Source organism: Campylobacter sp. (assembly GCF_052170435.1).
Lineage (GTDB): Bacteria > Campylobacterota > Campylobacteria > Campylobacterales > Campylobacteraceae > Campylobacter_A.
Map to the genome: position 1 here is coordinate 40,909 of NZ_JBQNAN010000007.1, position 26,265 is coordinate 67,173.

The following is a 26,265-nucleotide window of genomic DNA, read 5'->3' on the forward strand; positions in this document are numbered from 1 at the left end:
CAGGTTTAAAACTGCGCTTGAAATTTCTTCTATTTTTATTTTAAGCATTATCATTTTGATGTATATTTTCGTTAAAAAAGATGATATAGATTTTGACGTCAACGACATCATTTTGATCACTATTTTGGTTCTATGTCAGGTTTATTTTACGGCTTATAAAATTTATCAGAGCTTTCAAACAAGCGTTCTTGATCAAGTTACGAAAGCCTATAATAGGGATGAAATTTTAAAACTTCTGTTAAAACAAGCTTTCAAATTTAAAGGCAAAAGCGGCGGCAATATGCTAATACTGAAGATCGAAAATTTAAACGATCTAAACGAACGTTATAGCTTTGTTAGCACCGATATTTTGCTAAAACGACTAGTCGAGCGGCTGGAGAAATTTCTAAACGAAAAAGTGTCTAAAAACACTCTCATCGGTAGATATTCAAACGAATATTTTCTAATCTTTTGCGAGAGTAAAAGTACAGAGCTAATCCATCTTTTAAACGTTTTTGAAAAGAGCATTTTAAGCGACGGAATCTACAATATCGAGCTAAAGATCAAATTTGACGCTATCGACATAAATCACTCCGCAAGCCTCAAAAATTCGGTTTCTTATCTCATCCAAAAGCTAAACGAGAGCGATAACGAAGATAAAGTAGATATCACCGACGATCTTGAAAAAGACGTCTGTAACTGCATCGATATGCAAAGATTTATCTTCCAAACTCAGCTCGTTAAAAGCCTTCGTTTCGGGCAAAATTTAAAAAATATCATCGTAAAAGTCTATACCGATAAACAAGGGCTAGTTTCAAAAGCAAAGGTGCAAAATATCGCGAACAAAAACGGCTATGAGGTACTTTTTGACATAAACGTCATCAAAAAGCTATCCGAGCTTAAATTTAAAGACGAAGATCCGCTCGTGGTCGAAATTTCGTCGGTTTCGATTAGAAATTTAAAATTTACGAATTTTATAAAAGAGTTCGTACAGCTAGGTAAAATCGATCCAAACCGCGTTATTTTCGAGTTTAGCGAGAAGTTAGTATATGACGAGATAAATAGATTTAGAGAGATTTTAACGGAGTATAAAAATCTAGGTTTTCGTTTCGCGCTTAATAAATTCGGCGGTAACAACGCGGGCTTTGAATATTTTAAATATTTGCCGATAGATTTTGTTATCTACGACATAGAATTTAACAAAAATATCAAAAACGACAAATTTAAAACTCTGTTAGAAAATCTAAATTTGACCGCAAAAAGATTAGGCGTGAAGACTATTGTGAGATTTGTGGAGAACGAGGAGTTCTTTAACGTCGCGGAGCGTTATCAGACCGACTTCGCGCAGGGCTTTTTCATAGAGAAGCCAAAAGAAATTTAAAGGAAAAAAATGCAAGAAAATGAGGTCGTAGAGCCAAAATACGGCGAGAAAATAATAAACGAATTTGATGTAGAAAAAGACCTGGAAATCTGGGAAAACAAGCACGAGCGCGACTATAAGATCAAGATCACGCTGCCGGAGTTTTGTTGCTTATGCCCGCGCTCTGGGTATCCAGACTTTGCGACGATATATCTTGAGTATGTGCCGGCTAAATTCGTCGTCGAGCTAAAGGCGATCAAACTCTACGTCAATAGCTTCATGACGCGAAACATCAGCCATGAAGATAGCATAAACGAAATTTACGGCGTTTTAGAGCGAAAACTGGCGCCAAAATGGATGAAGATCACAGGCGACTTTAACCCGCGAGGCAACGTCCATACGGTGATCGAAATTTGCTCGGACGAGATAATCAAAAAAACGCAAGATCAAAGCTTTGAAGCGCCGAAATTTGAGAAATTTACGCGAGATGGCGATCGAAGTTTTGGTATAGGCGGTTATGGAGCACGCGAGTCTAAATTTAGCAAAGACGGCTCTCGCGGTAAGAGTTTTGGAGCTGGTAAAAGAGATACAAAAACAGGCGATAAAAAACCTCGCGAGAGCAAAGATAAATTTGACGACAAGCCGCGAAAAACAGGCAATAAAGAGGGCTTTAAAAAGCCTGAATTTGCCGGCGAAAAGCGTGCTCGCGTCGTGAAAAAATCATCGGAAGATAAATGATAAGCGCGCAGCTGATCGAGCACATCTTTAAAGCCGCGTCCATCTCGCGCTGGAACGACTATCCGAAGATGACGAATTTAGTCGAGCTTGATAAGCAAGCGCATAAATTTATCATCGCGTATTTCATCGCAAAGCTCGAGTATAATGCCGATATGAACTACATCATCGAGGCGGGTATTTTCGAGTTTCTCGCGCGAGTAGTCGTCACGGATATACGCCCGGACGTGTTTCATCAGATGCAAAAAACCAAAAACGAGCAGATAAACGCCTGGGTGCTAACGATCCTAGAAGGGCTCGTAAAGGACGTCGAGGGCGGTAAATTTTTAGAGCGGATGCGCCGCTATCTCACGCATAAAGACAAGGCTCACGCCAAAGAGCGCCTGATCCTAAAGGCCGCTAGCTATCTCGCGACGCGCTGGGAGTTTTCGATCGTTTATCAAACGAGCAAATTTTTAAGCGACATAGACGAGCTAAAAGCGCGCGTGGAGGAGGAGCTGGAGGATTATTACGAGCTAATAGGCGTGCGCAAAATCGTCATGAATCAAAAGCTAGCCAAGCTAGTAGATCTAGCCGGCAGACTGCGCTTTCAAAAGCGCTGGGCACAGACGCCTCGCATCCCTGAAACGGCAGTGCTTGGTCACATGCTAGTCGTGGCGATTTTGAGTTATTTTTACTCTCTTGAGGTTAAGGCCTGCAAAACGAGGCTAGAAAATAACTTCTTTTGCGCGCTCTTTCACGATCTGCCAGAGTCGCTAACGCGCGATATCATTAGCCCCGTAAAATACGGTATCGAAGGGCTAAACGAGATAATCAGCGAATACGAAATGCGCCTGATAGACGAGAAAATTTTGCCTTTCGTGCCTGAAAATTTTAGAGACGAGTTTAGCTATATCCTCGGTATCCGTATGGAAGGCGGCAAATTTATCAAAAACGAGTTTGAAAACAGGATCTGCGAGAAAAAGCCTCTGCACCACGAGGGCACGATGGAGAACGTAAACGAGGATAAATTTAACGCAATCGACGGCAAAGCGCTCAAATTTTGCGATAAGCTCGCTGCATTTTTCGAGGCGGGGATCTCGATCAGCTACGGCGTGAAGTCGAATGAACTAACCGAAGGCTTTAATAATATGGATAAATTTTTTCAGAAAAATCAGAGCTTGGACGGAGTGAATTTTTTAAAAGTTTGCGATGATTTTAAGGAGCATTTTTCGCTTTTGCAGGTTTAAAAAACCCTCTCTCAGATGACTGCGGCACACGCCTAGCCTAAGTGCTCTGCTGTGTTCCCACCCTGAAGCGGTGCCTAGAAGAGACATTGCACAGGTCTAAGAAAGGGCAAGAGCGATTTTACTCAAATTTTACTTAAATATATTTTAGGCGGCAACATGGGATTTGATATAAAATGTAAATTTTTGTCGTTGTTTAGGGAGTTTTTGGTCTATCACCACCGCTCGCTGGAGTTTCGCGCTAAGGTCTTTGCGGCTATCATCTCAGCCAAACTCAATCCCGAAGAGGACGATTTTGAAAATTTATACGATATCTCGAGCGAAATTTACGGCGGCGACGAGAACCGCAAACGCGTACTTATAGAAACCACCAAAGAATACGTCTCCCGTATCAAACGCAAAGACCCGATGACGCTTGATAGCTTGCTCTTAGCGATCGATCAGGCCATCAGAGCGAACAAAAACTACGCGCTAAAGATCGACTTCGAGCACCTACGCAGGCTCATAGACGCCGACGAATACGAAGGTCTCGTACAGCAACGCGTGTATGATTTCTTGTTATACGAGGTAAAAACCTACGCGCCAAACAGATAAAACGTTAAATTCGAAGGTCAAATTTTGCCTATTTTTGCTACTTTTTTGCGGCGTTTTTTATACTGCTTTTTATTACGGATCTGATTTTTTGGGAGGCGATGCGCTTGATGACGGCATTTATAAAGAGATCGATATGTCGGAGGCCGGCAGCGCGACTGATATAAATTTTACCGTCAAAAAGGCCGGTATTTACGAGATAAGTTTCATCTACGCGCAAGATCCGCAAAAGCAAAAAGAGGAAGAAAAACTTAGCGAGGAGGTCTTCCCGGGATACGGCAGCGACGAGTTTACGAAGTGGTTTTGCCGGAAAACTACAGCTGCTAAGCTAGCCGGCTACTACGGTTATACGACTCAAGGCGCCCCTGAGGCCATTGGCACGAGCGAAGAGGAAAAAGCAGCCTGCATGGGCGAAAAAATATTACTAAAAGTTATGCTCAAATCTCTACAAAACCGCAAAATAAGCTACATAAAAGGCGGCGAGGCGAACGATCTAAAACAAAATTTAAGCGCCCTAACCGAAACCTTTGATCTGTCAAAATACGGCGCGACTTCATGGTACAGCGCCCCAAACGGAGGCTTTGCGCACGATAAAGTTTTGCTCCGAGCAGAGCTTGAAAAAGGCGAATATAGCGTAAAAGTACAGGCTGTAAGCGACGCGCCCGAGCTAAAAAAGATCGTAACGTTTATTAAAATTAGCAGATATCGCAACTGGAAGTGATGATTTGCGAGATTTTGCATGTCAAATTTGACTAAATTTACTAAAAATTCCTAAGCCCTATTTCCAAATTTGAACGTATCAAATTTGGATCAAATTTAGCCTTCGTCTGCGTCAAATTTCCGAAATTTTCGCCAGTATCTAGGAAATTTTGCAAGTAATAAACGCCCCTATATCCGTGCTCGTACAAAATCTCGCTCATCTCTGAGATATCGGCCTCGTCTAGCAAGTCCGCGTGCACCGTCGTTCTAACCTCAAATTTAAAGCCGGTTTGCAACAAAAACTCAAGCGTTTGCAAGAAATTTTTATACAAATTTGAGCCCGCAACCTTGATAAATTTCTCCTTCGTCGCCTTAAAATCAAGCGCGATATAGTCGATCAAATTTAGCGAGATAGCCTGCTCAATCGCGGTCAAATTTGAGCCGTTGGTATCGACCTTGAGTGAAAAGCCGCGCGACTTTACCTCATGAGCTAGCAGTAAAAACGCCGGGCTAAGCGTACATTCGCCGCCGCTAAAAACCACGCCGCTAAGCTTGCCTTTGCGCTTGTCTAAAAATTTGATAAACTCGGCGCAGCTGATCTGTCCGGCGCCCGTGACGATAGGGACGTTGTAGCAGTAGGCACAGCGCATGTTGCAGCCCGCAAACCACGCTATACAGGCCGTTTTGTCGGGGTAGTCGAGGGTCGTAAAGGGGGTGAGCGAGTAAAGCGGAAAATCAGCGTCTTTCACGTTTTACTCGCAGGAGTTTAGCGGGATTTTGGCTCGCAAAATTTGACGCGCTCTTTATGCTCGCCTTTTTTGCCGAGGTTAAAGCTCTCTACAGGGCGGTGGTAGCCCATTACGCGGGTATAAACGACGCATTTCGTGCGTTTTGCTTCAAGCGAAGCTAGGATTTCTTTGTCGCTCATTTGTCACTCCTTGATAATTGATGTCAAGTAGTATAGCACTTTATAGATAACTGCCGTCTTAAATTTTACGTGATTTTTTGTTTTTCAGCCGTTGTTAAAAGTATGGTAATATCCGCGTTACGATTAAATTTAAAACAAAGGAAAAACATGACAAAAGTCAAATTTCACGGCGCAGACGTCGCGCTAAAAGGCGAAGAGGTATTCGTGGGCTCATATGCGCCCGAAGTCGCACTCGTAGGGCAGGATCTAGGTGAGTTTAAGGTCGGCGGTAACAACGGCATTGAGATATTAGTCGCCGTTCCGTCGCTAGATACGGGCGTTTGCGCGACGGAGACGCGTAAATTTAACGAAAAAATGGCGGCCAAAGAGGCGATCAAACTAAGCGTGATCTCGATGGATCTGCCGTTTGCGATGGGTAGATTTTGCTCTACGGAGGGCATTAAAAATTTAAAAGTCGGCAGCGATTTTAGAGCTAGAGAGTTCGGCGAAAAATACGGCGTAATCATCGGCGAAGGGCCGCTTGCGGGTCTTTTAGCTAGAGCCGTTTTCGTCATCAAAGACGGCGTCATCATCCACAAACAAATCGTCCCTGAGATCGCGAACGAACCCAACTACGACGCGGTATTTGACGCGATAAAATCAAGCGGAGGCTGCGGCTGCGGGTGCATGTAAGCCGCGAAATTTAAAGGCCGCGAGTGCGGTCTTTTTACTAAAATTATAAAAAGATACAGGGTTAGTAACTTATTATCTTACTTTTCACTATCCAGTTTATTTTCGATCTTTTTAATAAAGTCAAAATATTCTTTTTTTATATTTTCTTTTTTAGCATTAATTGCTAGTGCATTTTTTATCTCTTGCCTTTTTTCTTTATCTTGACTTACGGCTTTATCTATATTGTCAATGCTAGATTTCTTTTTATCGTATTCATAGTTTTCATTGTACTGTTTGATTTTAGCTGACAAATAATCTACTTCATAAAAATCTTCAAGTGTTTTTATTTTATTGGATTTATCGCAAACCTCATCATACTCAAGCCAATTTTCTTTTAAATCAGGAAAATCTTTTTCAAAATCTTTTCTTTTGTTCTTTGAAGTTTCATCACTGTCGGATACTATAAGGAATTTTTTGCCAGTTAGCATTATCATTGTAGTTATTGTATTAACTTCTTTTATACCTCCCATATAAACTAGACCACAATCTTTAAAATCCTTATTTTTATAAGTGTTTTTAAACACTTTATAGTCCGTATATCCTTCAAAAATAATATTTTTTGACTGTATACTTTCAAATATATGACTTCCAATTGCTCTTTTTAAAAGTTCGTCTTCTTGAAATTGTGATTTACCTTGTGGGACTATTTCTGAAATATCATCCTTTCTTTCTATAACCAGATGTCTTTCTATGCACTCGTTGTCTATCATAAAAGGGGAATGTGTAGAATATATTACAATAGAATTCTCTGAAATTTTTAGCAACTCTTCTTTTAAAAATCTCGCACTGGTTGGATATAAAAAAGCATCTGGTTCATCAAATAAAATTAATCTATTATCGGCTTCTTGTGTTCTAGATTCAATCGATAACATAAGCAATATTGCTATAAACCTTTTAAAGCCATCGCTTCTATCCTCATTAGAATAAAACTCTTTTTCTTTTATTCGTATATCAAACTCTTCGCCATCTTTTCTTATAATAAACTCTATATTGTTTAAGTCAGGCCATATTTTTCTAAATTCTTTTGTAGCCTCTTTAGATATTCTTTCTAAAAAACTATGCAATCCTTTATCTTTTTTACTGGCATTTTCAATATCTTGCTCTATATCTGTTATATTATTTAGATAAAAAATATTTTTTAGGGGTATACATATGTCCGGATCATTTTTAAAATCTTCAATATTTAAACTTGATGGTAATAGATATTGATCATTGTATTCCCAAAAAATCATATTATTATACAGTTCTTCTATGTTGATAATATAGTTTTTAATGTTCGTGAATATAATATTTTTAAGATCATCAATTGAAAATTCGCTCCCAATCGCATTTTCTTTGCTGGAAACTATAATTTGTTTATTATACTGTTCATAATAGACTGAATCTAAAATTTTATATTCCTTATCCAGCTCTTTATTGTTCCAATATGTTAATCTGGGTTCTTCATTATCATCTATTTTTATAGTCAATAATATTTCACCAAAGTATTTTCTTATAAAATCTTTAATATCTAAGTTATTTTGAAATATGTTAGTATCTTCTATATTATATTCTTCAAACAACCCTGCTTCTAAGACATTGAAATCGTTCTCCTCTAACTTAAATATCGCATGAACATAATATTTATTATCTGAGGCATTTTTATTTTGATCTTTGATGCTAACTCTATATTGACCAAATACTGCCGATAGAGCCTTTAATATATTACTTTTTCCAGCCTCGTTTTTGCCTACTAAGATTAAACATTTTTTTCCATTTTTTTCTTCGATATTTATCTTTATATCTTCTATAGAACGAAAATTTTTTATTTCAAATCTATCTAGTTTCATATGTTAATCCTTTTGCTCTCTACTGACACCCCTCGCACTCGATCGAGCGATCGGCTACGTTGTTTAGTTTTTCACTATCAGGGCTTTCGGAGCGTAGATAGTAGGTCGATTTTAGTCCCAGCTCCCACGCGAGCGTGTAAATTTCGCTCAGATATCCGCCGCTTGCTTTGTCTAGGCTCATGAAAATATTTAGGCTTTGGCCTTGGTCGATCCACTTTTGGCGGATGGCGCCGGCACGCACGAGCACGCGCTGATCTAGCTCATAGGCAGGCGTGTAGAACTGCCACGTCTCAGGGCTGAGATTTGGCACGACGTTTGGTATCATGCCGCTTAGGTTGTGCTCGAACCACTTGCGCTTATACACGGGCTCGATCGTCTGCGTGGTGCCTACGAGTATGCTGATACTCGATGTCGGCGCGATCGCCATCAGATAGCCGTTTCGCATACCGTCTTTTTTGACCTTTTCGCGCAGTTTGCTCCAGTCGCAGGCGTTCTCGTCAAATAGCCCGCCTCTGTCGTTTAGAAGCGCTTTGGCGTTTGCGTTTGCCGTGTCGATAGGCATCACTCCCCTGCTCCACTTCGAGCCTTCAAAGAGCGGATACACGCCCTTTTCTACCGCCAAATTTGAGCTGGCGTAGATGGCGTTGAAGCTAATATTTTCCATCACACTGTCGATCAGCGCTAGGTGCTCGTAGCTGCCCCATTTCACGCCGCGTTCGGCTAGCATCTGCGCTTCGCCCATGACGCCAAGGCCGATCGAGCGGGAGGCTAGGTTGGTGTGTTTGACCTTTTTGTGCGGGTAGAAATTTAGATCGATGACGTTATCTAGCATGCGTACGGCGATCGGCACGACGCGCTCGATGTCCTCTTTTTTGTTGATTTTGCTTAAATTTATGCTCGCGAGGTTGCACACGGCGGTTTTGCCCTCGACGCTTTCTTTTTCGACGATGAAAATTTGCTCGCCGCCGATGCTATCGAGCGCACTTAGCTTTTTGGCCTTTTTGGTTATACCGCTATCAACCGTGACGTCTTCTTCCTCGTCAAATAGCCGCTCGGAGCCGCCCTCAAACGTGATCTTGATCTTGTAGTAGTTTGGTTGCGTATTTTGGAAAATTTCGGTGCATAAATTTGAGCTTCTGATGATGCCGTCGTGGTCGTTTGGATTGGCTTTGTTTGCGTTATCTTTAAAGCACAAAAACGGCATGCCCGATTCAAAATAGCTAGTTAAAATTTTCTTCCACAGTTCTTTTGCCATGACGACGTTTTTTTGGATCTTTTCGTCGTTTTCGTATGCTATGTAACGAGCCTCGAACTCATCGCCGTATAGATCGCACAGATCGGCGACCTCTGCGGGGTCAAATAGGCTCCAGCGCGCGTTTTCTTTGACGCGTTTCATGAAAAGGTCGTTTATCCAAAGCGCAGGGAACAGCTCGTGCGCTCTGCGGCGCTCTTCGCCCGAGTTTTTGCGCAGATCCAGGAAGTCGCTCACGTCCATGTGCCACGGCTCGACGTAGACGGCTATCGCGCCCTTTCTCGTGCCTAGTTGATCGACGGCGACGGCGATGTCGTTCGTGACTTTTAGAAACGGTATGATGCCGCCGGCTGCGTTTTTATGTCCGTCGATGCTACCTCCCATAGCGCGTACCTTGCACCAGTCCCAGCCGATACCGCCGCCAAATTTGCTAAGAAGCGCCATCTCTTTGTAGCTATCGAAAATTCCCTCGATATTATCGGGCGTACTTCCTACGTAGCAAGAGCTTAGCTGATGGCGCGTCGTGCGGGCGTTTGAGAGCGTCGGAGTGGCGAGCATGACTTCAAATTTAGATATGAGGTCGTAAAATTTCTTCGCCCAGCCTTGGCAGTCTAGTTCATTTTGCGCGAGGAACATCGCGATCGCCATAAACATCTGCTGCGGTAGCTCTATCGGCGCGCCGCTACGGTCTTTGATGAGGTAGCGGTCGTATAGTGTCTTGATGCCTAGATAGGCAAACTGCAAGTCGCGCTCTGGCCTGATGTAGTCGTTTAGGTCGTCCAGGTCGTATTTTTCTTTTAGTCCAGGGATGACGCGGCCCGCTTTTTCGCCTTTTTGCAGATAGTCGCGTAGGTGGTTGTAGCCGCTAAAGCCCGTGACCTTGTGATAAAGGTCGTATAAAAACAGCCTCGCCGCGACGAAGGTCCAGTTCGGTCGGTCGATATCGATCTTTTCGACGGCCGTTTTGATGAGGGTTTGCTGTATCTCCTCGGTCGTTATCATATCGCGAAATTGAATTTTCGCATCCACCTCAAGCTCGCTTAGGCTCACGTTTGCTAGCCCCGCGACCGCCTCGCTCGTGTATTTTTTGATCTTGCTTACGTCAAGCTCTTCCGTGCGTCCGTTTCGTTTTAGTACTTTCATTAAATTTCGTCCTGCTTTCCGAATACTCTCGCGAAAATCCCATCCACGTGCCTGGCGTAATACGCGTAATCAAAGCACTCTTTTATCTCTGCTTCGTCTAGGCTTGCGCGTAGCTCCTCGTCGGCGAGCAAATTTTGTAAAAATAGGCTCTCGCCGTTTTCGTTTATCGCTTTTTTGCCCTCCTGTAGATCCGCCCAAACTTTCATCGCGTTGCGCTGTACGATCTTATACGCGTCCTCGCGCGAAATCCCGCGCTGCGGAAGCTGTAAAAGCACGCGCTGAGAAAAGACGAGCCCGCCCGTTAAATTTAGATTTTTCATCATATTTTCCGGATAAACTACCAAATTTGCGATCAAATTCGTAATGCGCGCGAGCATGAAATCGGCCGTGATAAAGGCGTCGGGTAGGATAAATCGCTCGACCGAGCTGTGGCTGATATCGCGTTCGTGCCAGAGCGCGACGTTTTCGAGCGCAGGCGTCACGTATGAGCGCAGCATCCTGCAAAGGCCGGTGATGTTTTCGCTAAGCACGGGATTGCGCTTGTGCGGCATCGCGCTAGAGCCCTTTTGACCGGGGCTGAAATACTCCTCAGCCTCGTAAACTTCCGTCCTTTGGAAGTGGCGCACGGCGACGGCGATCTTTTCGCAGGTGGCGGCCAGAACGGCGATCGCGCTGATGACGTGGGCATAGCGGTCGCGCTGGATGACCTGATTTGACGCTGGGGCGGGCTTTAGGCCGAGCTCGGCGCAGGTTAGCTCCTCAAACTCGAGCGGTGCGTGAGCGAAATTTCCCATCGCGCCGCTTAGCTTGCCGTATGCGGCGACCTCTTTGGCATCTTGTAGCAGCTTTAGCGCGCGCGCGACCTCGTCGTACCAGACCGCAAGCACGAGCCCGAAGGTGATCGGCTCGCCGTGGATGCCGTGGCTGCGGCCGACCATCATCGTATTTTTGTGCTCCTGCGCTCTGGTTTTGATCGCGCTCATTAGGCCTTTTACGTCCTCTATGATGAGCTCCATGCTGCTTTTGATCTGAAGCGCGACGGCGGTGTCGATGCAGTCGCTACTAGTCATGCCATAGTGCACGAAGCGGCTCTCATCGCCCAGACTCTCGCTCACGCTCGTTAGAAACGCGATCACGTCGTGTTTGGTCGTCTTTTCGATCTCGTCGATGCGCGCTACGTCAAATTTAGCATTTTTGCAAATTTTATCGCAATCCGCATCGCTGATAAAACCCAGTTTATTCCACGCTTTGACCGCAGCCTTTTCGACCTCCAGCCACGCGCCGTATTTTGCCTGTGTGTTCCACTTCTGCGCCATCTGCTCGCGCGAATATCTCTCTACCATCTCTTTAGCCTTTTTTATGCGAATTTTTGTATAATTTTTTAAGGAAAGATTATATAAAAACTGGGCTGAAATCGCGGTTAGTATCCGCTAAATTTGCCCTTAAATTTTAGATTTAAAGAGTAAAAATTGCCTTATATTCATAAATTTATCGCGCATGCAAAAGGCCAAAAAGCGTATGAAATTTTGTTGCAAAACGGCTATAAGATGCGCGAAGCTCAGCGCCTAATCGACAAAGGTAGACTAATCTGCGACGGTACGGTCGTCAGCGAGAAAAATGCCTTGCTAAGCGGCGAAATTTGCCTAATAGATTATAAAACAAATCCGCGCGGGCTAAAGCCGATTTTTGAGTGCGAGAAATTTGCGGTTTTTGATAAACCTAGCGGCGTGCTCAGTCACCCAAACGGCAGACACTGCGAGTACTCGTTAAATGACGAAATTTGGTCGCTCTACGGCCGAGAGGCGTCAGTTGCACACCGTCTAGACTGCGAAACGAGCGGACTCATCGTCGTAGGCAAAGACAAAAATGTGGTCGTAAATTTGAAAAAACTTTTTGAAAACAGACAGGTTTATAAAAGTTACGTCGCACTCGTGCAGGGAAAGATAAGCGAAAATTTGCGTATCGAGGCAAATATGGATCTGGCAAACGATTACGACGACGTAAAAATGCGAATGCGAATTTGCGAGGACGGCAAAAGCGCTGTGACGGAGATTTCGCCGATAGAGTATTTTGCCGATATCGATGCGACTCTGGTGCGAGCCGTACCGCTCACGGGCAGACAACATCAAATTCGTTTGCATTTGTTCCACGTGGAACATAAGATTTTGGGGGAACCGCTTTACGGTCTAGCTCGACCGCAAATCGAGAAAATTTTAGATAAAGAGATGAGCGAAGCCGAGCGAATTTTAATAACCGGCGCGCCGAGATTGCTGCTGCATTCGGATGAAATTTGCTTTAAATTTGATGGTATAGAGTATAAAATTAAATCCAAATTTGACGCTAGAAAAAAGTTTTATAACCTCGTAAAATCAAAGTAAAATATAAGCAATGAAGTTAGATATCGAGCAATTAAAATCAGAATTTAAAAAGCGGACTAAATACGCAAAACCGGTTTAACAGCGTTGGCAAACACTCGCTAGATGTCGATAAAATTTTTGCTCCGTTTAGCGTCAAATTTACAAAATTTGAGCAGCTATCAAAGCTACTAAATCAAACGAGTGGAGCGATATCGATCTTGATGTTTTTGCCGAAATTTGCCCTTTTAGCGATCAAATTTTACGACAATACTCGCTTACGGATGATCTCGTAGCTACTGCACGAGAGATTTTGTCAGCTAGAAAAGCGCGTTTGATTCAAGATATTCAGACATGCGGTTTGCCGGCCGAAACTTATGATTATTCGGTGCTTCCGATTGTTTTGCGCGCATTTCAAGAGTGCGGCATACGTAAAATTTGTCCGAATTTCCGCATTGATTTCAATACAAATTTACTAAAAATATTAAATTTAGGCCACCTTCCTTGCGGCTGGAAGCATAATACGCCAAAGCTCCGCCAGGTTTATAATCCAATTACATTTGCGGGCGATAGCGTAAGGCAGCGGGATAAATTTAGCTACGGCGACGGAGTGTTGTATGTTTATTAAAAGTAAAATTTAACCATAATTAATAAAATCTAGGGTTTTACTTTTATCGCTATTGTGTTATAAATTTTCTACTGATTTGCCTAATAGTTTGAAAATAATCGCCGAATTTTTTCTCTACTTTTTTAAAGTTTTTTATCTTGTATACGTCCTTTTTGTCGCGATGACAAAGCATTAAATAGGTCGTAAAGAGCAGAATATCTAAAATTTCGGCCCTCAAATTTCTATCTTCTATCTCGGTTTGCTGACAGATTTTTAGGATTTTTTTGAAAATTTTCTTATCGAAATAGCAAAAATCATAGAGCAAAACGAAAAACGAGTCGTCGTTATTTCTGTCTGTCTGCTCTCTTAAGAATGCTATTTCATCGGTCGCGTTTGTCATAAAAAGCCGTTTTTATAATAAGTCCGAGCCCTATAAAAACCACAACGCAGACGAAAACTATCTGTGATATATCAAGTAGCGTCATTTTGCCGTCTTAGCTATCGTTTTGCCGCTCGTTTGGTTGTCGCGCTCTTTTAGCTGACCGCACGCCGCACTGATGTCAAGGCCCTTGCTCTGTCTGATGGTGCAGGTCACGCCGTGGTCGCGCAGGTATGTCTGAAATGCCTCCATATTGGCGGTGTTCGGGCGTCCGTATTCGCTGCCCTCATGCGGGTTAAAGTAGATCAAATTTACCTTTGCCTTGATACCGTGCAGCAGTGAAACCAGCTTTTTGGCGTCTTTTATGCCGTCGTTCATGTCCTTTATGACGAGATACTCAAACATCACTCGTTTGCGCATATCGATCGGAAAGCCTCTTACCGCTTCCATAACGGACTCGATTTTGTAGGCGTTATTTATCGGCATTAGTTTGCTGCGGAGCTCGTTAGTAACGGCGTGCAAAGATATCGCTAACAGCACGCCCAGATCCATCTCGCCGAGCTTTTTTATCTGGCTACCTAACCCGCTCGTACTAACGGTCTGGCGGCGCGGTGCGATAGCTAACCCATCGTTTTCTTTTAAAATTTTTATGGCTTTACTAACGTTTTCTAGGTTATCTAGAGGCTCGCCCATGCCCATATATACGACGTTTACGCGGCGTTCATAGGGGATTTTGTTTTCTCTTTTTATCCACAAAATTTGCCCCACTATTTCACCTGGCGTTAGGTTTCTAGTTAGTCCGCTCTTACCCGTTAGGCAAAACGAACAGCCCATGCGGCAGCCAACCTGCGAACTAACGCAGATCGTATAACGAGCGTGACGCGCTACTTCGCCGTTTTCATTGCTGAGCTCCTCTTTCATCGGCAGCAGCACGCTTTCTATCCGTAGACCGTCTTTGAGCTCAAAAAGATATTTGATCGAGCCGTCGCTGCTCTGCTCAAATTTGACGCATTTTAGCGGGTCGAGGTAAAACTCCTGCGCTAAATTTGCACGCAAATCCTTTGGCAAATTTAGCATTTCATCGAAACTAGTTGCGTTTTTTTTGTATATCCACTCGAAAATTTGCTTCGCGCGAAACGGCGGCGAGAGCTGCTCTTTTAGCTCATCTAATGTAAAATCAAGCAAATTTTTCAAATGATTTCCTTTTGTTTTAGGTATTTTTCGAGCTCTTTTTTGGCTTGCTCGTGGTTTTTTATAAAATCGGCATGCGCGTTTTTATCGCAAAAATTCGTCGCTACGAATATTCCATAAGCCGGGATTTGAAATTTTTGCGCGACTTTAAGGACGGCAAAAAATTCCATATTTTCTAAAAAGTATCCGCGCACAAAAAGCTTGTGAGCTAAATTCTGATCGGTCGTGATGAAATTTGATGAATTTACCTTGCATGTTCCACGTGGAACAACAGAAGTGATCTCACTCTCTATCGGCGAATAGCTTTTGTTTTCTAGGCTTGAAATTTCGATATTTGCCGCGGCCGAGCTCTCATAAATTTTAAAAACTTCGCCGTCTTTGTAAAGTCCTGCCGAGCCTACAAAAATAATTTCACTCGGCAGTGCATTTAAAATTTTATCCAGATTTTGAGAGGCTTTTGCGCTTTGCAAAATAGGCGAATCTATCAAATTTAGCCTCTCGTCAAGTTGTCGGTTAGCCGTCAAATTTTGTTCATACTTACCGCCGTTATCAACCATAGCTCTTTTTCGCAAAAGCGCCGTCAAATTTATGCTCATATCCACTAGTCCCACGCCCATAGGTAGAGCGAATGCAAATACTTCATTTCGTCCGGCTGAAATAATCACGCCACACCCTTTTGTGCACTAAATTTGAGTTCAAATTTCACAGCCTAACCTCAATGCCTTGCTCTCGCAAATATCTCTTAAGCGCCTTTATCTCTATCTCTCTAAAGTGGAATATAGATGCTGCCAGACATGCGTCCGCGCCCGCTAAAAATGCATCTTTAAAGTGCTCCATCTTGCCCGCACCGCCGCTTGCGATGACGGGGATATCAAGCGAGCTAAAAATCCGCGTCAAATTTAGCTCAAAGCCGTTTTTGACGCCGTCGCAGTCCATCGACGTGAGTAAAATTTCGCCCGCGCCGCGCTCCTGGGCTTCTTTTGCCCAGGCAAGAGCGTCTTTGCCGGTATCTAGCCTGCCGCCGTTTATAAACACGCTATAGCCGCAAGGCTCGCTATTTTTGGCTAAAATTTCATCCTGCGGAGCGCTCGGAATTTCACTCGAATTTTGTTTCGCATCGATCGCGACTACAACGCACTGCGAGCCGAATTTATTTGCCGCTTCGTCTATCAAATTTGGATTTTTTATCGCGGCTGAGTTAAGGCTTATTTTGTCGCATCCGACGTTTAGTAGGCGCGAGATATCGTCGATCGTGCGTATGCCACCGCCTACTGTTAGCGGGATAAAAAGCTCGCGCGCGACCCGCTCTACGACATCCACGATCGTATCGCGCTCAAGGTGCGACGCCGTGATGTCGAGGAAGCACAGCTCATCCGCGCCCTCCTCGTTGTAGCGTTTGGCTATCTCGACCGGATCGCCCGCATCTACGAGACCTACGAAATTTACGCCTTTTACCACGCGTCCGTCTTTGACGTCTAGGCACGGGATTATGCGTTTTGCAAAATGATTCATCGCTCTTCTTTAGCTAAAATTTTGCTTTATTTTAGCTAAATTTGACTTATCTAATCATTACATAAGATATTTTTGGGTAAAATCGGCGAAATTTAGGAAAAAAATGGAAAATATTAAAGCAAAAAAATGCTTCGGACAAAATTTTTTACACGACGAAGCGACGCTAAACAAAATCATCCAAGCGATTCCCAAAGATACGCAAAATATCGTTGAAATTGGGCCTGGCTTAGGTGATTTGACATTTAGAATTTTGCGGATTTGCGGCGTAACTAGTTACGAGATAGATACCGAGCTTTTTGAGCTGCTGCAGAAAAAATTCGCAAACGAAATTCAAAGCGGACGATTGAAACTTTTTTGCAAAGACGCGCTGGATCAGTGGAGCGAAGGCGGCCTAAACGATGAGCCGTATTTTTTAGCGGCAAACCTGCCCTACTACGTCGCTACGAAGATGATCCTAAATGCGATCGAAGACGAGAAATGTCGCGGCCTGGTCGTGATGATACAAAAGGAAGTCGCGCTCAAATTTAGCGCAAAAAGCGGCGATAGAGATTTTAGCTCTTTGGCGATTTTAGCCTCGCTTCAAGGCGGCTGCGAGCTGCTTTTTGACGTGGATGCGAGCTGCTTTAACCCGCCGCCGAAGGTGACTTCTTCGGTTATAAAACTGCAAAAAAGTAAAAATTTAATAGGCGAAACCGGAGTATTTGAGAGTAAATTTGAATACGAAAAATTTAAAACTTACCTCAAAATCGCCTTTAGCGCGCTTAGAAAAACGCTAATGAAAAATTTGAGTTCAAGCTATAAAAAGCCTGAAATAGAGCGAATTTTTAGTCTGCTAAATTTGAGCGCAAATATCCGTCCGCACGAACTAAATGTCGATCTTTATCTAGAAGTATTTAAAAATTTAAAGGAAGATAATGAACGACAAGAACGAAGAAAAAGCGGTGGTTTCTCAGGGCAAGAGCAATAAAAAACGCAGATTTCGCCCGAGAAATAAAAATAAACAAGAAAATTTAGATCAACACGCGCAAAACGGTGAGCAAAAAGCTAGCCAAAGCGTGATAGATAATTTCTTTTTAGAGCCTTTTGACGGCGGCGAACAGCAGGCGCAAAACGGCGAACAACCTAACGCTAACAAACAAAATGGCAAAAGAAATCGCAGTAAAAATAACAAACAAAACTCCCAAAATAGCGCGCAAAGCGAAAATAAAAACGCTAACAAGCAAGCCGCTAACGCCGAAAATCAAACGGGTGAAGCTAAACCGAAAAAACAGCGAAAGCCGAAGAAAAATTTACCCGCTAAGCTAAACGGTAACGAGCAGTGGCAGCAAGATATCGCCGCGTCTATGGAGGCAAATAAGGCCGTCCACGAACTGCGCCTGGAGCCGATGAAATACCTAAACTCGACCGATCACAGGATCCGCATCACGCCTCTTGGCGGACTAGGCGAAATCGGCGGAAATATGACCGTTTTTGAAACCGACACGAGCGCGATCATCGTGGATATTGGCATGAGCTTTCCTAGCGAGAGTATGCACGGCGTGGATATCCTGATCCCCGACTTTGACTACGTACGCAAGATAAAAGACAAGATAAAAGGCGTCGTCATCACGCACGCACACGAGGATCACATCGGTGCGGTGCCCTACTTTTATAAAGAGTTTAAATTTCCTATTTACGCCACGCCGTTGCCACTGGGTATGATAAATAACAAATTTGAAGAGCACGGCCTAAAGCAGGAGCGTTCGCTTTTCCGCTCGGTTGAAAAGCGTAAGCCGTATTTGATAGGAGATTTTGAGGTCGAGTGGATACATATCACGCACTCTATCATCGACGCTAGCGCGCTAGCCATCACGACAAAGGCTGGCACCATCATCCATACGGGCGACTTTAAGATCGACCATACGCCGATCGACGGCTACCCGACAGACCTTGGCAGACTCGCATACTACGGCGAACGCGGCGTGCTGTGCCTGATGAGCGACAGCACAAACAGCTACCGCGAGGGCTTTACTAAAAGCGAAAGCAGCGTGGGCAAGACATTTGACGCGATTTTCTCAAAAGCCAAAGGCCGCGTGATAATGAGCACGTTTAGCTCCAACATCCACCGCGTCTATCAGGCGATCGACTGGGGACTAAAATACAACCGCAAGGTCTGCGTCATCGGCCGTAGCATGGAGCGCAACCTCTACACGGCGATGGAGCTTGGCTATATTAAGCTCGATAAGAAAATTTTCATCGACGCTAACGAAGTCGGCAAATTTAAAGATAACGAGGTGCTGATCGTTACCACCGGCTCCCAGGGCGAGACGATGAGCGCGCTATACCGCATGGCTACGGATGAGCACAAATATATAAAGATAAAGCCGACCGATCAGATCATCATCAGCTCAAAGGCAATCCCTGGCAACGAAAGCAGCATATCGACGGTGCTAAATTTCCTCATCAAATCAGGCGCTAGCGTCGCGTATCAGGACTTTAGCGAGATACACGTGAGCGGTCACGCGGCGCAAGAGGAACAAAAGCTGATGCTGCGCCTAATAAAGCCTAAATTTTTCCTCCCGGTCCACGGCGAGTACAACCACATCGCAAAGCATAAAGAAACGGCCGTAGCCTGCGGCGTGGACGAGCGAAACATCTATCTGATGAGCGACGGCGATCAGATAGAAATTTGCCAAAAATACATGAAGCGCGCCAAGACCGTAAAAACGGGCAAGGTATTTATCGATAACCAAATCAACAAGCAAATTTCAGACGACGTCGTGATAGATAGGCAAAATTTGGCTGAAGCCGGCGTCGTGATGATCATCGCGCAAATTTCTCGCCACGGCGCTAAGCTCATTAATAAGCCTCGCGTCATCAGCTACGGACTCGTGGGAGATAAGCAAGACGGCGAGTTTAGAAAAGAGATGGAGGGCGTGCTGGAGCAGTACTTAAGCAACGTCAAAGAGGAGCTTTTAAAGGACGGCAGGATGCTCGAGGGGCAGGTGCGTCAGGTCATCCGTAAGCATATCTTTAGAAAAGTCAAAAAATACCCGACCATCGTGCCGATCATATACCTGATGTAAGGGCGCAAAATGAGCGATACAATCAAAATAGCTGCTAACGTGCTAAAAACGGAAGCTAACGAGCTAACGAGAAATGCCGAAATTTTAGACGGCAAATTTGAAAAAGCGGTTGAAGTTTTGTACAAGACCAAAGGCAAAGTCGTAGTCACTGGCGTGGGTAAGAGCGGACACGTCGGCGCCAAGATCGCCGCGACGCTTGCAAGCACAGGCACGCCTAGCTTTTTCATGCATCCGACCGAGGCGATGCACGGCGATCTAGGTATGATCGGCAAGGACGATACGCTACTAGCTATCAGCTTTAGCGGCGAGAGCGAGGAGCTAACCAAAATCCTGCCTCACGTGCAGCGTTTCGGCGTACCGATAGTTGCTATGGCGAGGGATAAATTTAGTACGCTGGGCAAATTTAGCGATGCGTTCGTGAAGCTTGACGTTAGCAAGGAGGCCTGCCCGCTGGACGCCGCACCGACCAGCTCGACTACGCTAACGTTAGCCTTAGGCGACGCGTTGGCTGTTTGTCTGATGGAAAAGCGCGGATTTAAAAAAGAGGATTTTGCAAATTTTCATCCCGGCGGAAGCCTCGGCAAGAGGCTATTTTTAAAGGTAAAAGACGTGATGAGAAGCGAAAATTTACCGATAGTACGCTGGAATGCGAGCCTAAAACAGGCTATCGATACGATGACGCACGGTAAACTCGGCACCGTCCTCATTGTCGATAAAGACGGCGTTTTGGACGCTATTTTAAGCGACGGAGACCTTAGGCGAGCGCTGATGAGAGAGGACTTTGATCTAAACGACGCTGCTATCAAATACGCGACGCTAAAACCAAAAGAGCTAAACGATAAAGAGATGTTAGCGATCGATGCGTTAGCGCTTATCGAGCACTACAAGATCCAACTCCTAGCCGTCGTGGAAAACGGCGTGCCCGTCGGCGTTCTGCACATCCACGACCTTGCAAATTTAGGACTATAAAATGCAAAAAAGCAGACTAAATAAATTTATATCGCATAACACGAGTTATTCGCGTAGAGAGGCCGACGAGCTCATAAAGCAGGGCAAAGTTAGTGTAAACGGCCGCGTCGTTAGCGAGCTAGCTACGAGCGTTAGCGATGAGGATAAAGTAAAGATAAACGGCCGCATAGTGAGACTGAAAAAAGAATTTAGCGTGATCGTTTATCACAAACAAAAAGGCGAGCTTGTTAGTAAAAAAGACGACCGCGGACGCAAAACTATCTATGATAGTTTGGACCGACAGTTTGCTAAATTTGTTAGTATCGGGCGGCTTGACTACGCTAGCGAGGGACTACTTTTACTAACGGATGCTCCAGCGATCGCAACTGCGCTGATGAACAGCGACGTAGAGCGCGAATACTATCTAAAGGTAAAAGGCGAGATAACGCCTGAGGTCATAACAGCGATGAACGAGGGGTTTTTTGCCGCGGACGCCACTAAGGGCGCACATGCTAAAACCGCGATAAAATCGATGGAATTTAAGCCGTTTTTAGACTATAAAATTTTCGGCGCCAGCGGCGGCTTTACGAAACTAAAAGTCGTGATAAACGAGGGACAAAACCGCGAACTACGCAGGTTTTTCGGATATTTCGACCTTGAGGTGATGGATCTAAAACGCGTTAGTTTCGGTCGCGTAGATCTTGGCATGCTAAAGCCCGGTAAATGGCGATACTTTGAAAATGGCGAATACGAAGCGCTCAGGGATTTTTTGAAGGTTAATAACGTTAGGTACTAACCTTTTGTAAAACGTTAGCGATTAATTATGTAAAATTCATAGTTAAAAATTAACGTTAGCCAATAGTTCATCGAATTTTCAAACCGGCGGAAAAATTGATCAATTTTTTGGAATACGTATAAATTTAACTGACAAAGATGAAATTTCAACATCTACCGTTAATAAGTCATCTCCTGTAGCAGTAAATTTACTAACGTTTAAGCTCCTGTTTGGACATCGAATTTACAACCTATGTGGAGGCTCATTAAGTTTGTTTTATTAACATTTAGCCGTCAAATGTTAATTGAGTCCTTTCAAAGTCTTAAAATGTAGTCAAATTTAAAATTAAATCCGCCAAATTTAACTATTTTACTTTGTAGAGATAATTTAGGAGAATAAAAACAAGCAGGCTTTAAAAGCTAAATTTTATTCTCCGAAAGCAAGATAAAAATGAGCGGATTTATCAGCGTTTCGCCGCGTGCGGCATAGAGCATGACGTCCTCGAAATAGTTATCGTTAATGCCGTAAACGTGGTATTCGTACGCGCCGATGCCGTATCCCATCGGAGTGATATCTACGCGCGAGTACCAGGCGTCTTTAGCTAGGATATAGCGGCTTGTATCTTGCGAATACACCCACAGCACGACGTCGTCTTTATTTTTTTGCCGCATGAGCCAAGTAAACGAGTTTGAGATGTCGTAGAAAAAGTACGTATCGCCGTTTGGCATTACCGCTTGAGCCGTGTTATTTAGGTCGCTGATGAGAACCTTGCTCTCAAAGCAGAGGTATTTGCCAAGCTCGATTTCTAGCGGCTTTTTTTCTACGTTGCCGTGGCGAACGACGATTTTGCCCTCGCTAGTATCCACTGAAAACGCAAGCAGCGCCACCACGCCGATGAGTAGCACGGCGGCGAAAATTTGCCTTATCATAGTAAAACTCCTCGCAAAAGGTAGTATTTAGCGACGAAAAAGCTACAAACAAGAGCATTTACGATCAGCCAAAAAGATGAAATTTTGAGCAAATGCTCGTAAGGTTTTTTCACGATTAGCTCGACCAAAAACGCCGATATGCCGTAGAAAATACCCAAAAACAGCGAACCCCAGATGAGGTAACCGACGTAAAAATACTCGCCTTTTAGCATGCAGTACGGGCATTTGTGATTTGGCTGTTCGTAGACGTAAAGCCCGAAAAAATAGGTAATCGCGTAGTATGCGATAAATAAAAACAGCAGGTTGCAAACAAAGCTCGCCATCGTCTGTTTGAGCAAATTTAGCGTCAAAATAACTGCAAAAACGGCGTAGTAAAAGACGACCAAATTTAACTTCGTGTAGCCAAACGGCAGTTTTGGCGCCTGAAATACGACCGAGCAGCAAAAGACGGGTACTTTTAACGGCACGTTGCTAAAAAATAAAATCTCAGTAGCAAATTCGATTAAAACGCCGATAAAAAGCGCGGTGAAGATGACGTATTTTCGCTTTAAATACGGAAAATTCGTCGCCTTTAAATCAAGCGAATTTATGATGAGCCATAGTCCAAAGCCAAAGATAAGCAGTAGTTTTAGCAGCAGCAAAATGCCGCCAAATTCGTTTGAGCCGATGACGCCCGCCGAGCACATGGCTCCCGGCACTACGTCTGCTAGCTCGTTTAGAGATAGCGCGAAAAATACGAACAAAACGATCTTGCAAACTACGGCGAAAAACAAAATCGTATTTACGAGGTAGTTGCGTTTTTCGAGGTCGTATTGTAAATTTGACGTCGAGTTAAAGTCCCATAGCCGCATGATGCGCACGACGAAATACTGCGAAATACCCATTAAAACAATGATTATAAGCTCGATCAGTAAAAACGCTATGACTTCGTCCGATAAAAATACGCTCACAGCATCTCTCCGTCCTGCATCCTCACGTAGCCGTCCACGAAGTCCAGATCGTCAAACAAAATGTCGTGCGTGGCAACGACGACGGTCTTTTTTAGCTCCTTAAATTTTTTCAGCATTTCGATGAAGATGAGCGAGTTTTGTTTGTCCAAATTTGCCGTCGGTTCGTCGGCTAGTATGACGCTAGGATCCATCGCTAGAGCCCTTGCTATCGCGCATCGCTGCTTCTCGCCGCCGCTTAGCTTTGAGATGATTTGATCTTTTTTGTGCGCGATGTTGGCGAGATTTAGCGCGCGATCGATTTGCGAATTTAGCTCGGCTTTTTTAAGGCTTGTTAGGCTTAGCGGCGCTAGTACGTTTTGATAGACGCTAAGGCCCTCGATCAGGTTAAAGGACTGAAATATAAACCCGACCTCGCTATGTCTAAAATTTGAGCTCATGATGTCGGGTAGCTTTGAGACGTTGCGACCGTTGATCAGCGCTTCTCCGCTACTTGGTTTGCTAAGCGCGCCGAGTATTCCTAGTAGCGTGCTTTTGCCGCTACCGCTGACGCCTTTTAGTATGACCAGATCGCCGCTTTTTACCGTCAAATTTATATTTTTCAGCGCATGAAATTCGTTGGGTTTGTTTTGATTGTAAATTTTACAGAGATTTTTTACTTCTATCGCGTTCATTTTACCGCCTCGCTCATGTCGCTAACGGCTATGCGCCACGACGGGATGATGACAAATGCCAAAAACGGAATCACGCTAAAAACGAAGATCAAAAACAGCATGTTAAAGTCGATGATCGGCGTGAAATCGGTAAAATTCGCCACCTCGCTGCCTAAAAATATATCGCGTAAAAACGGCGCGCCGAATAAAAACACGTAGAGATACGCTCCCGCGACGCCTAGCAAATAGGCGCTAAAAGAAACGACGATGTTTTGGATAAATTTAAGCGCGATGATATTTCTCACGCTAAAGCCGATACTGCGCAATATCGCGATCTCCTTTTTCTTCTCGCCGTAAGCGAGCGAAATTTGATTTTTCAGCAGGATAAAAAACGAAACCATCGCCACGACGTAAAGCACCATAAAAATGCCGCCTTTGTAGTAGTAAAGGTGCCTTATTTTGGCTACTCCGTCCTCGATACTCGTAACCTCGGTATTTGGATAGACGTTTTGGATCTTTAGCGCCACTTCGCTGATCTCGTTGACGTTTGGCACCTCGACGTAGAGTCTCGTGTATTCGCCCTCTTTAAGGCTTAGCACTTCGCGCGCGGTGGCGGGATTCATATAGATAACGTCGTTTGAGACGATGCCCGTTTCATGCGGCGCGGTTTTGTTGATCTTTATCGGGATCAACTTTTGCTCGGTTAAAAAGTTAAAAACGTCCTCGTAATAAAGCTCCGCCATCTCTTTTTTCACGCCTTCACCTACGATCATCTCGTTTTCGTCTAAATTTTCGTCGCCGACGATGTGAAACCAGACTCTTTTTTGCGCGAAATAATACTCTCCCTCGACCGCGCCCTCTACGCTAGCTACACCCGCGATCTTTGAGACGTCGTAGATGTAGCCGTCGTGCATCAAGTCGCGTTTGCCCGCGCGCAGAGCATCGACGACGACTTCCGGTTTTGAGCGTGTCAAATTCGTAAGGTCGCTTTGGATGGAGCTTGAGACGAAAAGAACCGCGCTTAAGATAAACACGATAAAAGCGAAGATAAAAAAGCTAAAAGCGTGATCGGCGCGGTCTTTATAGAGCAGCGTAACTGCGTAATCGATAAAATTTTTACTCGGCATAGACAAACTTCCCGTACTCTTTTGAAATAAAATTCGTCGAAATTTGCGCGTCTTTGACGGATTTTTGGATCAAATTTAGCTGAGCTTCCTTGCCCGCTCTATCAAAACCTAGGTAATGCGCCCCGATACAAACGTAAAGGATCGCAAAAACGCCCGCTAAAACGCAGATGAGTCTCACATCAGCCTCTCTACTAAAAGAGTCGTGATTTCGTCAAATTTGACTATCTGTTTACCGCCGTGATCTTTGGCGAAGGTCTTAGCGTCCTCTTCGCTGGCAAACGGTATGAGCTCGTTGCCCATAGGTCCGAGTACGTTTGAGCCGGTTACGTAGTAGGCGGTTCTAGCGTCGATTTTGTTTAGCTTGTAGTAGTCGCTAACGTAAATTTGATCGTCTTTTTTGCCTTTTTCGAAATAATACTTCATCATATCCTTGACGCCGTCAAAGTAAAGCTCCTCTTTGCTTGTTTTCATCATCGTCGCCCACTGCGGGTTTTTGCCGATCAGCATACCGCAAACCGGACAACGCGCGCCTTTTGGCACGACGATCCTCTCGGCTTTTTGCGTTTTTTGCTTAGACTTTGAGGCTTGATCGCTCGTGCCTAAATTTGCCGGAGCGTCCCATAGATATAGAGTTGCCGCTTGCAGGTGTTTGTCGTATTCAGGGGCTTTGCTAGCGCCCTTTGCGTCGCATGTTTTTTTGAGGTGAGCTTTTAGCTCGGAGATGGCCTTAAAGCTTTTTGGATCGACTTTCTCGCAGTTTGCTTCGTAAAATTCCTTACCGTGCGCGTAAACGCCGCCCTCGCGTTTGGCTTTGATCATCTTGTTATCGCCCTCAAAGTCTTGCCCGGCGATCTCGTAAGCTTTAGCAAAATTCATTATCTCTCCGCCGTTTTCGGCTTGAAACTCTTTCGCGTCAGCCTCGGTTGAGAAGGCGTATTTGCTATTTCTAGTCATCGTGCCGCCGATTTTACTGCCTACGACGTAAAAGGCTTTATTCGCATCGATCAAATTTAGATTTTTCGTATCTACGACCTGCGCATCGCTTGGGATTTTTCCCTCCGTGAGCTCGTATAAGCAGTGCAGGGATGCTACTTGTTTGCCGTTATAAACGTGGTTTGTTTTGTAGAATTTAACCAAATTCATGCCGCAAACGGCGCAGTACTCTTTATCCTCGCCGCTTCCTACTAGCGTAGCTTTGCTCGGATCTACGCTTTGAAACATCGGCTTCATCTTGCCGGTTTGCTCGTTTGCTTCGGCGCCGAAAAGTAGCGCCGCTAGTAGCGCCGAACCCAAAATAGAACGTAAAATCATATTATCTCCTTAAA

At 44.3% G+C, this 26,265-nt stretch carries 28 protein-coding genes and 1 other RNA gene; 12 read left to right on the forward strand and 17 right to left on the reverse strand.

All coding sequences use genetic code 11. The features are described 5' to 3' along the window. The first annotated feature begins 58 nt into the window (after positions 1-58). Genes ACTTJF_RS04385 through ACTTJF_RS04395 form a run of 3 tightly spaced genes read left to right on the forward strand, consistent with a single transcriptional unit; the run spans position 59 to position 3,303 of the window. A complete protein-coding gene (locus ACTTJF_RS04385) occupies positions 59-1,360 on the forward strand; it encodes an EAL domain-containing protein (protein ID WP_442550921.1) in 1,302 nt (433 codons plus the stop codon). A 9-nt stretch (positions 1,361-1,369) separates the two neighbouring features. Next, positions 1,370-2,077, forward strand: coding sequence for a preQ(1) synthase (queF, locus tag ACTTJF_RS04390; RefSeq protein ID WP_442550922.1), 708 nt, complete (start codon positions 1,370-1,372; stop codon positions 2,075-2,077). Beyond that, positions 2,074-3,303, forward strand: a complete 1,230-nt coding sequence (locus tag ACTTJF_RS04395; protein WP_442550923.1) for an HD domain-containing protein — start codon at positions 2,074-2,076, stop codon at positions 3,301-3,303. Before queF ends, ACTTJF_RS04395 begins: the two co-directional genes overlap by 4 nt. 5 nt (positions 3,304-3,308) lie before the next feature. Here the strand turns inward: ACTTJF_RS04395 and ffs are convergent. Beyond that, positions 3,309-3,406, reverse strand: an RNA gene (ffs, locus tag ACTTJF_RS04400) — signal recognition particle sRNA small type. 53 nt (positions 3,407-3,459) lie between these two features. Between ffs and ACTTJF_RS04405 the strand changes: the two genes are divergently transcribed. Both ACTTJF_RS04405 and ACTTJF_RS04410 read left to right on the forward strand, forming a co-directional pair. Continuing rightward, a complete protein-coding gene (locus tag ACTTJF_RS04405; protein WP_122863124.1) occupies positions 3,460-3,894 on the forward strand; it encodes a hypothetical protein in 435 nt (144 codons plus the stop codon). 88 nt (positions 3,895-3,982) lie between these two features. Then, a complete protein-coding gene (locus ACTTJF_RS04410) occupies positions 3,983-4,612 on the forward strand; it encodes a hypothetical protein (protein WP_442550924.1) in 630 nt (209 codons plus the stop codon). A gap of 40 nt (positions 4,613-4,652) precedes the next feature. Here ACTTJF_RS04410 and ACTTJF_RS04415 read toward each other — a convergent pair whose 3' ends face one another. Together ACTTJF_RS04415 and nrdD are read right to left on the reverse strand one after the other, a co-directional pair. Then, positions 4,653-5,339 carry an anaerobic ribonucleoside-triphosphate reductase activating protein gene (locus ACTTJF_RS04415; RefSeq protein WP_442550925.1) on the reverse strand — a complete coding sequence of 229 codons (687 nt, stop codon included), beginning with the start codon at positions 5,337-5,339 and terminating at the stop codon, positions 4,653-4,655. 17 nt (positions 5,340-5,356) lie between these two features. Continuing rightward, entirely contained in the window at positions 5,357-5,518 is a 162-nt protein-coding gene (nrdD, locus tag ACTTJF_RS04420; RefSeq protein ID WP_004321737.1) for an anaerobic ribonucleoside-triphosphate reductase, read from the reverse strand. Between the two features lie 147 nt (positions 5,519-5,665). On the opposite strand from nrdD, the gene tpx reads away from it, so the two are divergent. Then, entirely contained in the window at positions 5,666-6,190 is a 525-nt protein-coding gene (tpx, locus tag ACTTJF_RS04425) for a thiol peroxidase (RefSeq protein WP_442550926.1), read from the forward strand. A gap of 77 nt (positions 6,191-6,267) precedes the next feature. On the opposite strand, the gene ACTTJF_RS04430 is transcribed toward tpx, so the two are convergent. The 3 genes from ACTTJF_RS04430 to purB are packed head-to-tail and all read right to left on the reverse strand — an operon-like array spanning position 6,268 to position 11,796. Continuing rightward, positions 6,268-8,058: an ATP-dependent nuclease gene (locus ACTTJF_RS04430; RefSeq protein ID WP_442550927.1), complete on the reverse strand. Its 1,791-nt coding sequence runs from the start codon at positions 8,056-8,058 to the stop codon at positions 6,268-6,270. 19 nt (positions 8,059-8,077) lie between these two features. Next, positions 8,078-10,453, reverse strand: coding sequence for a ribonucleoside-diphosphate reductase subunit alpha (locus ACTTJF_RS04435; RefSeq protein WP_442550928.1), 2,376 nt, complete (start codon positions 10,451-10,453; stop codon positions 8,078-8,080). Continuing rightward, positions 10,453-11,796 carry an adenylosuccinate lyase gene (gene purB, locus ACTTJF_RS04440; protein WP_442550929.1) on the reverse strand — a complete coding sequence of 448 codons (1,344 nt, stop codon included), beginning with the start codon at positions 11,794-11,796 and terminating at the stop codon, positions 10,453-10,455. The genes ACTTJF_RS04435 and purB overlap by 1 nt, the downstream gene beginning before the upstream one ends. 126 nt (positions 11,797-11,922) lie before the next feature. On the opposite strand from purB, the gene ACTTJF_RS04445 reads away from it, so the two are divergent. Both ACTTJF_RS04445 and ACTTJF_RS04450 read left to right on the forward strand, forming a co-directional pair. Next, positions 11,923-12,831, forward strand: a complete 909-nt coding sequence (locus tag ACTTJF_RS04445) for a pseudouridine synthase family protein (protein WP_442550930.1) — start codon at positions 11,923-11,925, stop codon at positions 12,829-12,831. 310 nt (positions 12,832-13,141) lie between these two features. Continuing rightward, entirely contained in the window at positions 13,142-13,435 is a 294-nt protein-coding gene (locus ACTTJF_RS04450; RefSeq protein WP_442550931.1) for a hypothetical protein, read from the forward strand. A 49-nt stretch (positions 13,436-13,484) separates the two neighbouring features. Here the strand turns inward: ACTTJF_RS04450 and ACTTJF_RS04455 are convergent, their stop codons facing one another. Genes ACTTJF_RS04455 through hisF form a run of 5 tightly spaced genes read right to left on the reverse strand, consistent with a single transcriptional unit; the run spans position 13,485 to position 16,496 of the window. Then, positions 13,485-13,814 carry a hypothetical protein gene (locus ACTTJF_RS04455; protein ID WP_442550932.1) on the reverse strand — a complete coding sequence of 110 codons (330 nt, stop codon included), beginning with the start codon at positions 13,812-13,814 and terminating at the stop codon, positions 13,485-13,487. Then, a complete protein-coding gene (bcsF, locus tag ACTTJF_RS04460) occupies positions 13,795-13,899 on the reverse strand; it encodes a cellulose biosynthesis protein BcsF (RefSeq protein WP_081451819.1) in 105 nt (34 codons plus the stop codon). Before bcsF ends, ACTTJF_RS04455 begins: the two co-directional genes overlap by 20 nt. Next, positions 13,896-14,987 carry a 23S rRNA (adenine(2503)-C(2))-methyltransferase RlmN gene (rlmN, locus tag ACTTJF_RS04465; protein WP_442550933.1) on the reverse strand — a complete coding sequence of 364 codons (1,092 nt, stop codon included), beginning with the start codon at positions 14,985-14,987 and terminating at the stop codon, positions 13,896-13,898. The genes bcsF and rlmN overlap by 4 nt, the downstream gene beginning before the upstream one ends. Next, positions 14,984-15,649 (reverse strand): purine-nucleoside phosphorylase, encoded by a 666-nt coding sequence (locus ACTTJF_RS04470; RefSeq protein ID WP_442550934.1) that lies wholly within the window; start codon positions 15,647-15,649, stop codon positions 14,984-14,986. The genes rlmN and ACTTJF_RS04470 overlap by 4 nt, the downstream gene beginning before the upstream one ends. A 37-nt stretch (positions 15,650-15,686) precedes the next feature. Beyond that, positions 15,687-16,496, reverse strand: coding sequence for an imidazole glycerol phosphate synthase subunit HisF (gene hisF / locus ACTTJF_RS04475; RefSeq protein ID WP_442550935.1), 810 nt, complete (start codon positions 16,494-16,496; stop codon positions 15,687-15,689). Between the two features lie 103 nt (positions 16,497-16,599). Between hisF and rsmA the strand changes: the two genes are divergently transcribed. Genes rsmA through ACTTJF_RS04495 form a run of 4 tightly spaced genes read left to right on the forward strand, consistent with a single transcriptional unit; the run spans position 16,600 to position 21,305 of the window. Next, entirely contained in the window at positions 16,600-17,463 is an 864-nt protein-coding gene (gene rsmA, locus ACTTJF_RS04480) for a 16S rRNA (adenine(1518)-N(6)/adenine(1519)-N(6))-dimethyltransferase RsmA (RefSeq protein ID WP_442550936.1), read from the forward strand. Then, a complete protein-coding gene (locus ACTTJF_RS04485; RefSeq protein WP_442550937.1) occupies positions 17,411-19,561 on the forward strand; it encodes a ribonuclease J in 2,151 nt (716 codons plus the stop codon). The genes rsmA and ACTTJF_RS04485 overlap by 53 nt, the downstream gene beginning before the upstream one ends. A 9-nt stretch (positions 19,562-19,570) precedes the next feature. Then, entirely contained in the window at positions 19,571-20,530 is a 960-nt protein-coding gene (locus tag ACTTJF_RS04490; RefSeq protein WP_442550938.1) for a KpsF/GutQ family sugar-phosphate isomerase, read from the forward strand. A gap of 1 nt (position 20,531) precedes the next feature. Further along, positions 20,532-21,305 carry a pseudouridine synthase gene (locus ACTTJF_RS04495; protein ID WP_442550939.1) on the forward strand — a complete coding sequence of 258 codons (774 nt, stop codon included), beginning with the start codon at positions 20,532-20,534 and terminating at the stop codon, positions 21,303-21,305. 398 nt (positions 21,306-21,703) lie between these two features. Here the strand turns inward: ACTTJF_RS04495 and ACTTJF_RS04500 are convergent, their stop codons facing one another. From ACTTJF_RS04500 to ACTTJF_RS04525, 6 genes are read right to left on the reverse strand one after another with little or no spacing between them, the layout of a single operon-like run. Then, positions 21,704-22,213 carry a hypothetical protein gene (locus ACTTJF_RS04500; RefSeq protein ID WP_442550940.1) on the reverse strand — a complete coding sequence of 170 codons (510 nt, stop codon included), beginning with the start codon at positions 22,211-22,213 and terminating at the stop codon, positions 21,704-21,706. Further along, positions 22,210-23,163, reverse strand: a complete 954-nt coding sequence (locus ACTTJF_RS04505) for a hypothetical protein (RefSeq protein WP_442550941.1) — start codon at positions 23,161-23,163, stop codon at positions 22,210-22,212. The genes ACTTJF_RS04500 and ACTTJF_RS04505 overlap by 4 nt, the downstream gene beginning before the upstream one ends. Beyond that, on the reverse strand, positions 23,160-23,834 hold the full coding sequence (locus ACTTJF_RS04510; RefSeq protein WP_004321767.1) for an ABC transporter ATP-binding protein: 675 nt from the start codon (positions 23,832-23,834) through the stop codon (positions 23,160-23,162). The genes ACTTJF_RS04505 and ACTTJF_RS04510 overlap by 4 nt, the downstream gene beginning before the upstream one ends. Continuing rightward, on the reverse strand, positions 23,831-24,940 hold the full coding sequence (locus ACTTJF_RS04515) for an ABC transporter permease (RefSeq protein ID WP_442550942.1): 1,110 nt from the start codon (positions 24,938-24,940) through the stop codon (positions 23,831-23,833). The genes ACTTJF_RS04510 and ACTTJF_RS04515 overlap by 4 nt, the downstream gene beginning before the upstream one ends. Next, complete coding sequence (locus ACTTJF_RS04520; RefSeq protein WP_442550943.1) at positions 24,930-25,118, reverse strand: hypothetical protein; 189 nt, start codon at positions 25,116-25,118, stop codon at positions 24,930-24,932. Before ACTTJF_RS04520 ends, ACTTJF_RS04515 begins: the two co-directional genes overlap by 11 nt. After that, on the reverse strand, positions 25,115-26,251 hold the full coding sequence (locus ACTTJF_RS04525) for a nitrous oxide reductase accessory protein NosL (protein WP_442550944.1): 1,137 nt from the start codon (positions 26,249-26,251) through the stop codon (positions 25,115-25,117). The genes ACTTJF_RS04520 and ACTTJF_RS04525 overlap by 4 nt, the downstream gene beginning before the upstream one ends. Positions 26,252-26,265 lie beyond the last annotated feature (14 nt).

Coding starts and splice junctions, on each gene's coding strand:
- ACTTJF_RS04515 (WP_442550942.1), bottom strand. CDS start 24,940: ATGCCGAGTAAAAATTTTATCGATTACGCAGTTACGCTGCTCTATAAA.
- ACTTJF_RS04525 (WP_442550944.1), bottom strand. CDS start 26,251: ATGATTTTACGTTCTATTTTGGGTTCGGCGCTACTAGCGGCGCTACTT.
- ACTTJF_RS04435 (WP_442550928.1), bottom strand. CDS start 10,453: ATGAAAGTACTAAAACGAAACGGACGCACGGAAGAGCTTGACGTAAGC.
- rsmA (WP_442550936.1), top strand. CDS start 16,600: ATGGAAAATATTAAAGCAAAAAAATGCTTCGGACAAAATTTTTTACAC.
- ACTTJF_RS04455 (WP_442550932.1), bottom strand. CDS start 13,814: ATGACAAACGCGACCGATGAAATAGCATTCTTAAGAGAGCAGACAGAC.
- nrdD (WP_004321737.1), bottom strand. CDS start 5,518: ATGAGCGACAAAGAAATCCTAGCTTCGCTTGAAGCAAAACGCACGAAA.
- ACTTJF_RS04495 (WP_442550939.1), top strand. CDS start 20,532: ATGCAAAAAAGCAGACTAAATAAATTTATATCGCATAACACGAGTTAT.
- ACTTJF_RS04395 (WP_442550923.1), top strand. CDS start 2,074: ATGATAAGCGCGCAGCTGATCGAGCACATCTTTAAAGCCGCGTCCATC.
- tpx (WP_442550926.1), top strand. CDS start 5,666: ATGACAAAAGTCAAATTTCACGGCGCAGACGTCGCGCTAAAAGGCGAA.
- purB (WP_442550929.1), bottom strand. CDS start 11,796: ATGGTAGAGAGATATTCGCGCGAGCAGATGGCGCAGAAGTGGAACACA.
- hisF (WP_442550935.1), bottom strand. CDS start 16,496: ATGAATCATTTTGCAAAACGCATAATCCCGTGCCTAGACGTCAAAGAC.
- ACTTJF_RS04430 (WP_442550927.1), bottom strand. CDS start 8,058: ATGAAACTAGATAGATTTGAAATAAAAAATTTTCGTTCTATAGAAGAT.
- ACTTJF_RS04485 (WP_442550937.1), top strand. CDS start 17,411: ATGAACGACAAGAACGAAGAAAAAGCGGTGGTTTCTCAGGGCAAGAGC.
- queF (WP_442550922.1), top strand. CDS start 1,370: ATGCAAGAAAATGAGGTCGTAGAGCCAAAATACGGCGAGAAAATAATA.
- ACTTJF_RS04490 (WP_442550938.1), top strand. CDS start 19,571: ATGAGCGATACAATCAAAATAGCTGCTAACGTGCTAAAAACGGAAGCT.
- ACTTJF_RS04500 (WP_442550940.1), bottom strand. CDS start 22,213: ATGATAAGGCAAATTTTCGCCGCCGTGCTACTCATCGGCGTGGTGGCG.
- bcsF (WP_081451819.1), bottom strand. CDS start 13,899: ATGACGCTACTTGATATATCACAGATAGTTTTCGTCTGCGTTGTGGTT.
- ACTTJF_RS04385 (WP_442550921.1), top strand. CDS start 59: ATGTATATTTTCGTTAAAAAAGATGATATAGATTTTGACGTCAACGAC.
- ACTTJF_RS04405 (WP_122863124.1), top strand. CDS start 3,460: ATGGGATTTGATATAAAATGTAAATTTTTGTCGTTGTTTAGGGAGTTT.
- ACTTJF_RS04510 (WP_004321767.1), bottom strand. CDS start 23,834: ATGAACGCGATAGAAGTAAAAAATCTCTGTAAAATTTACAATCAAAAC.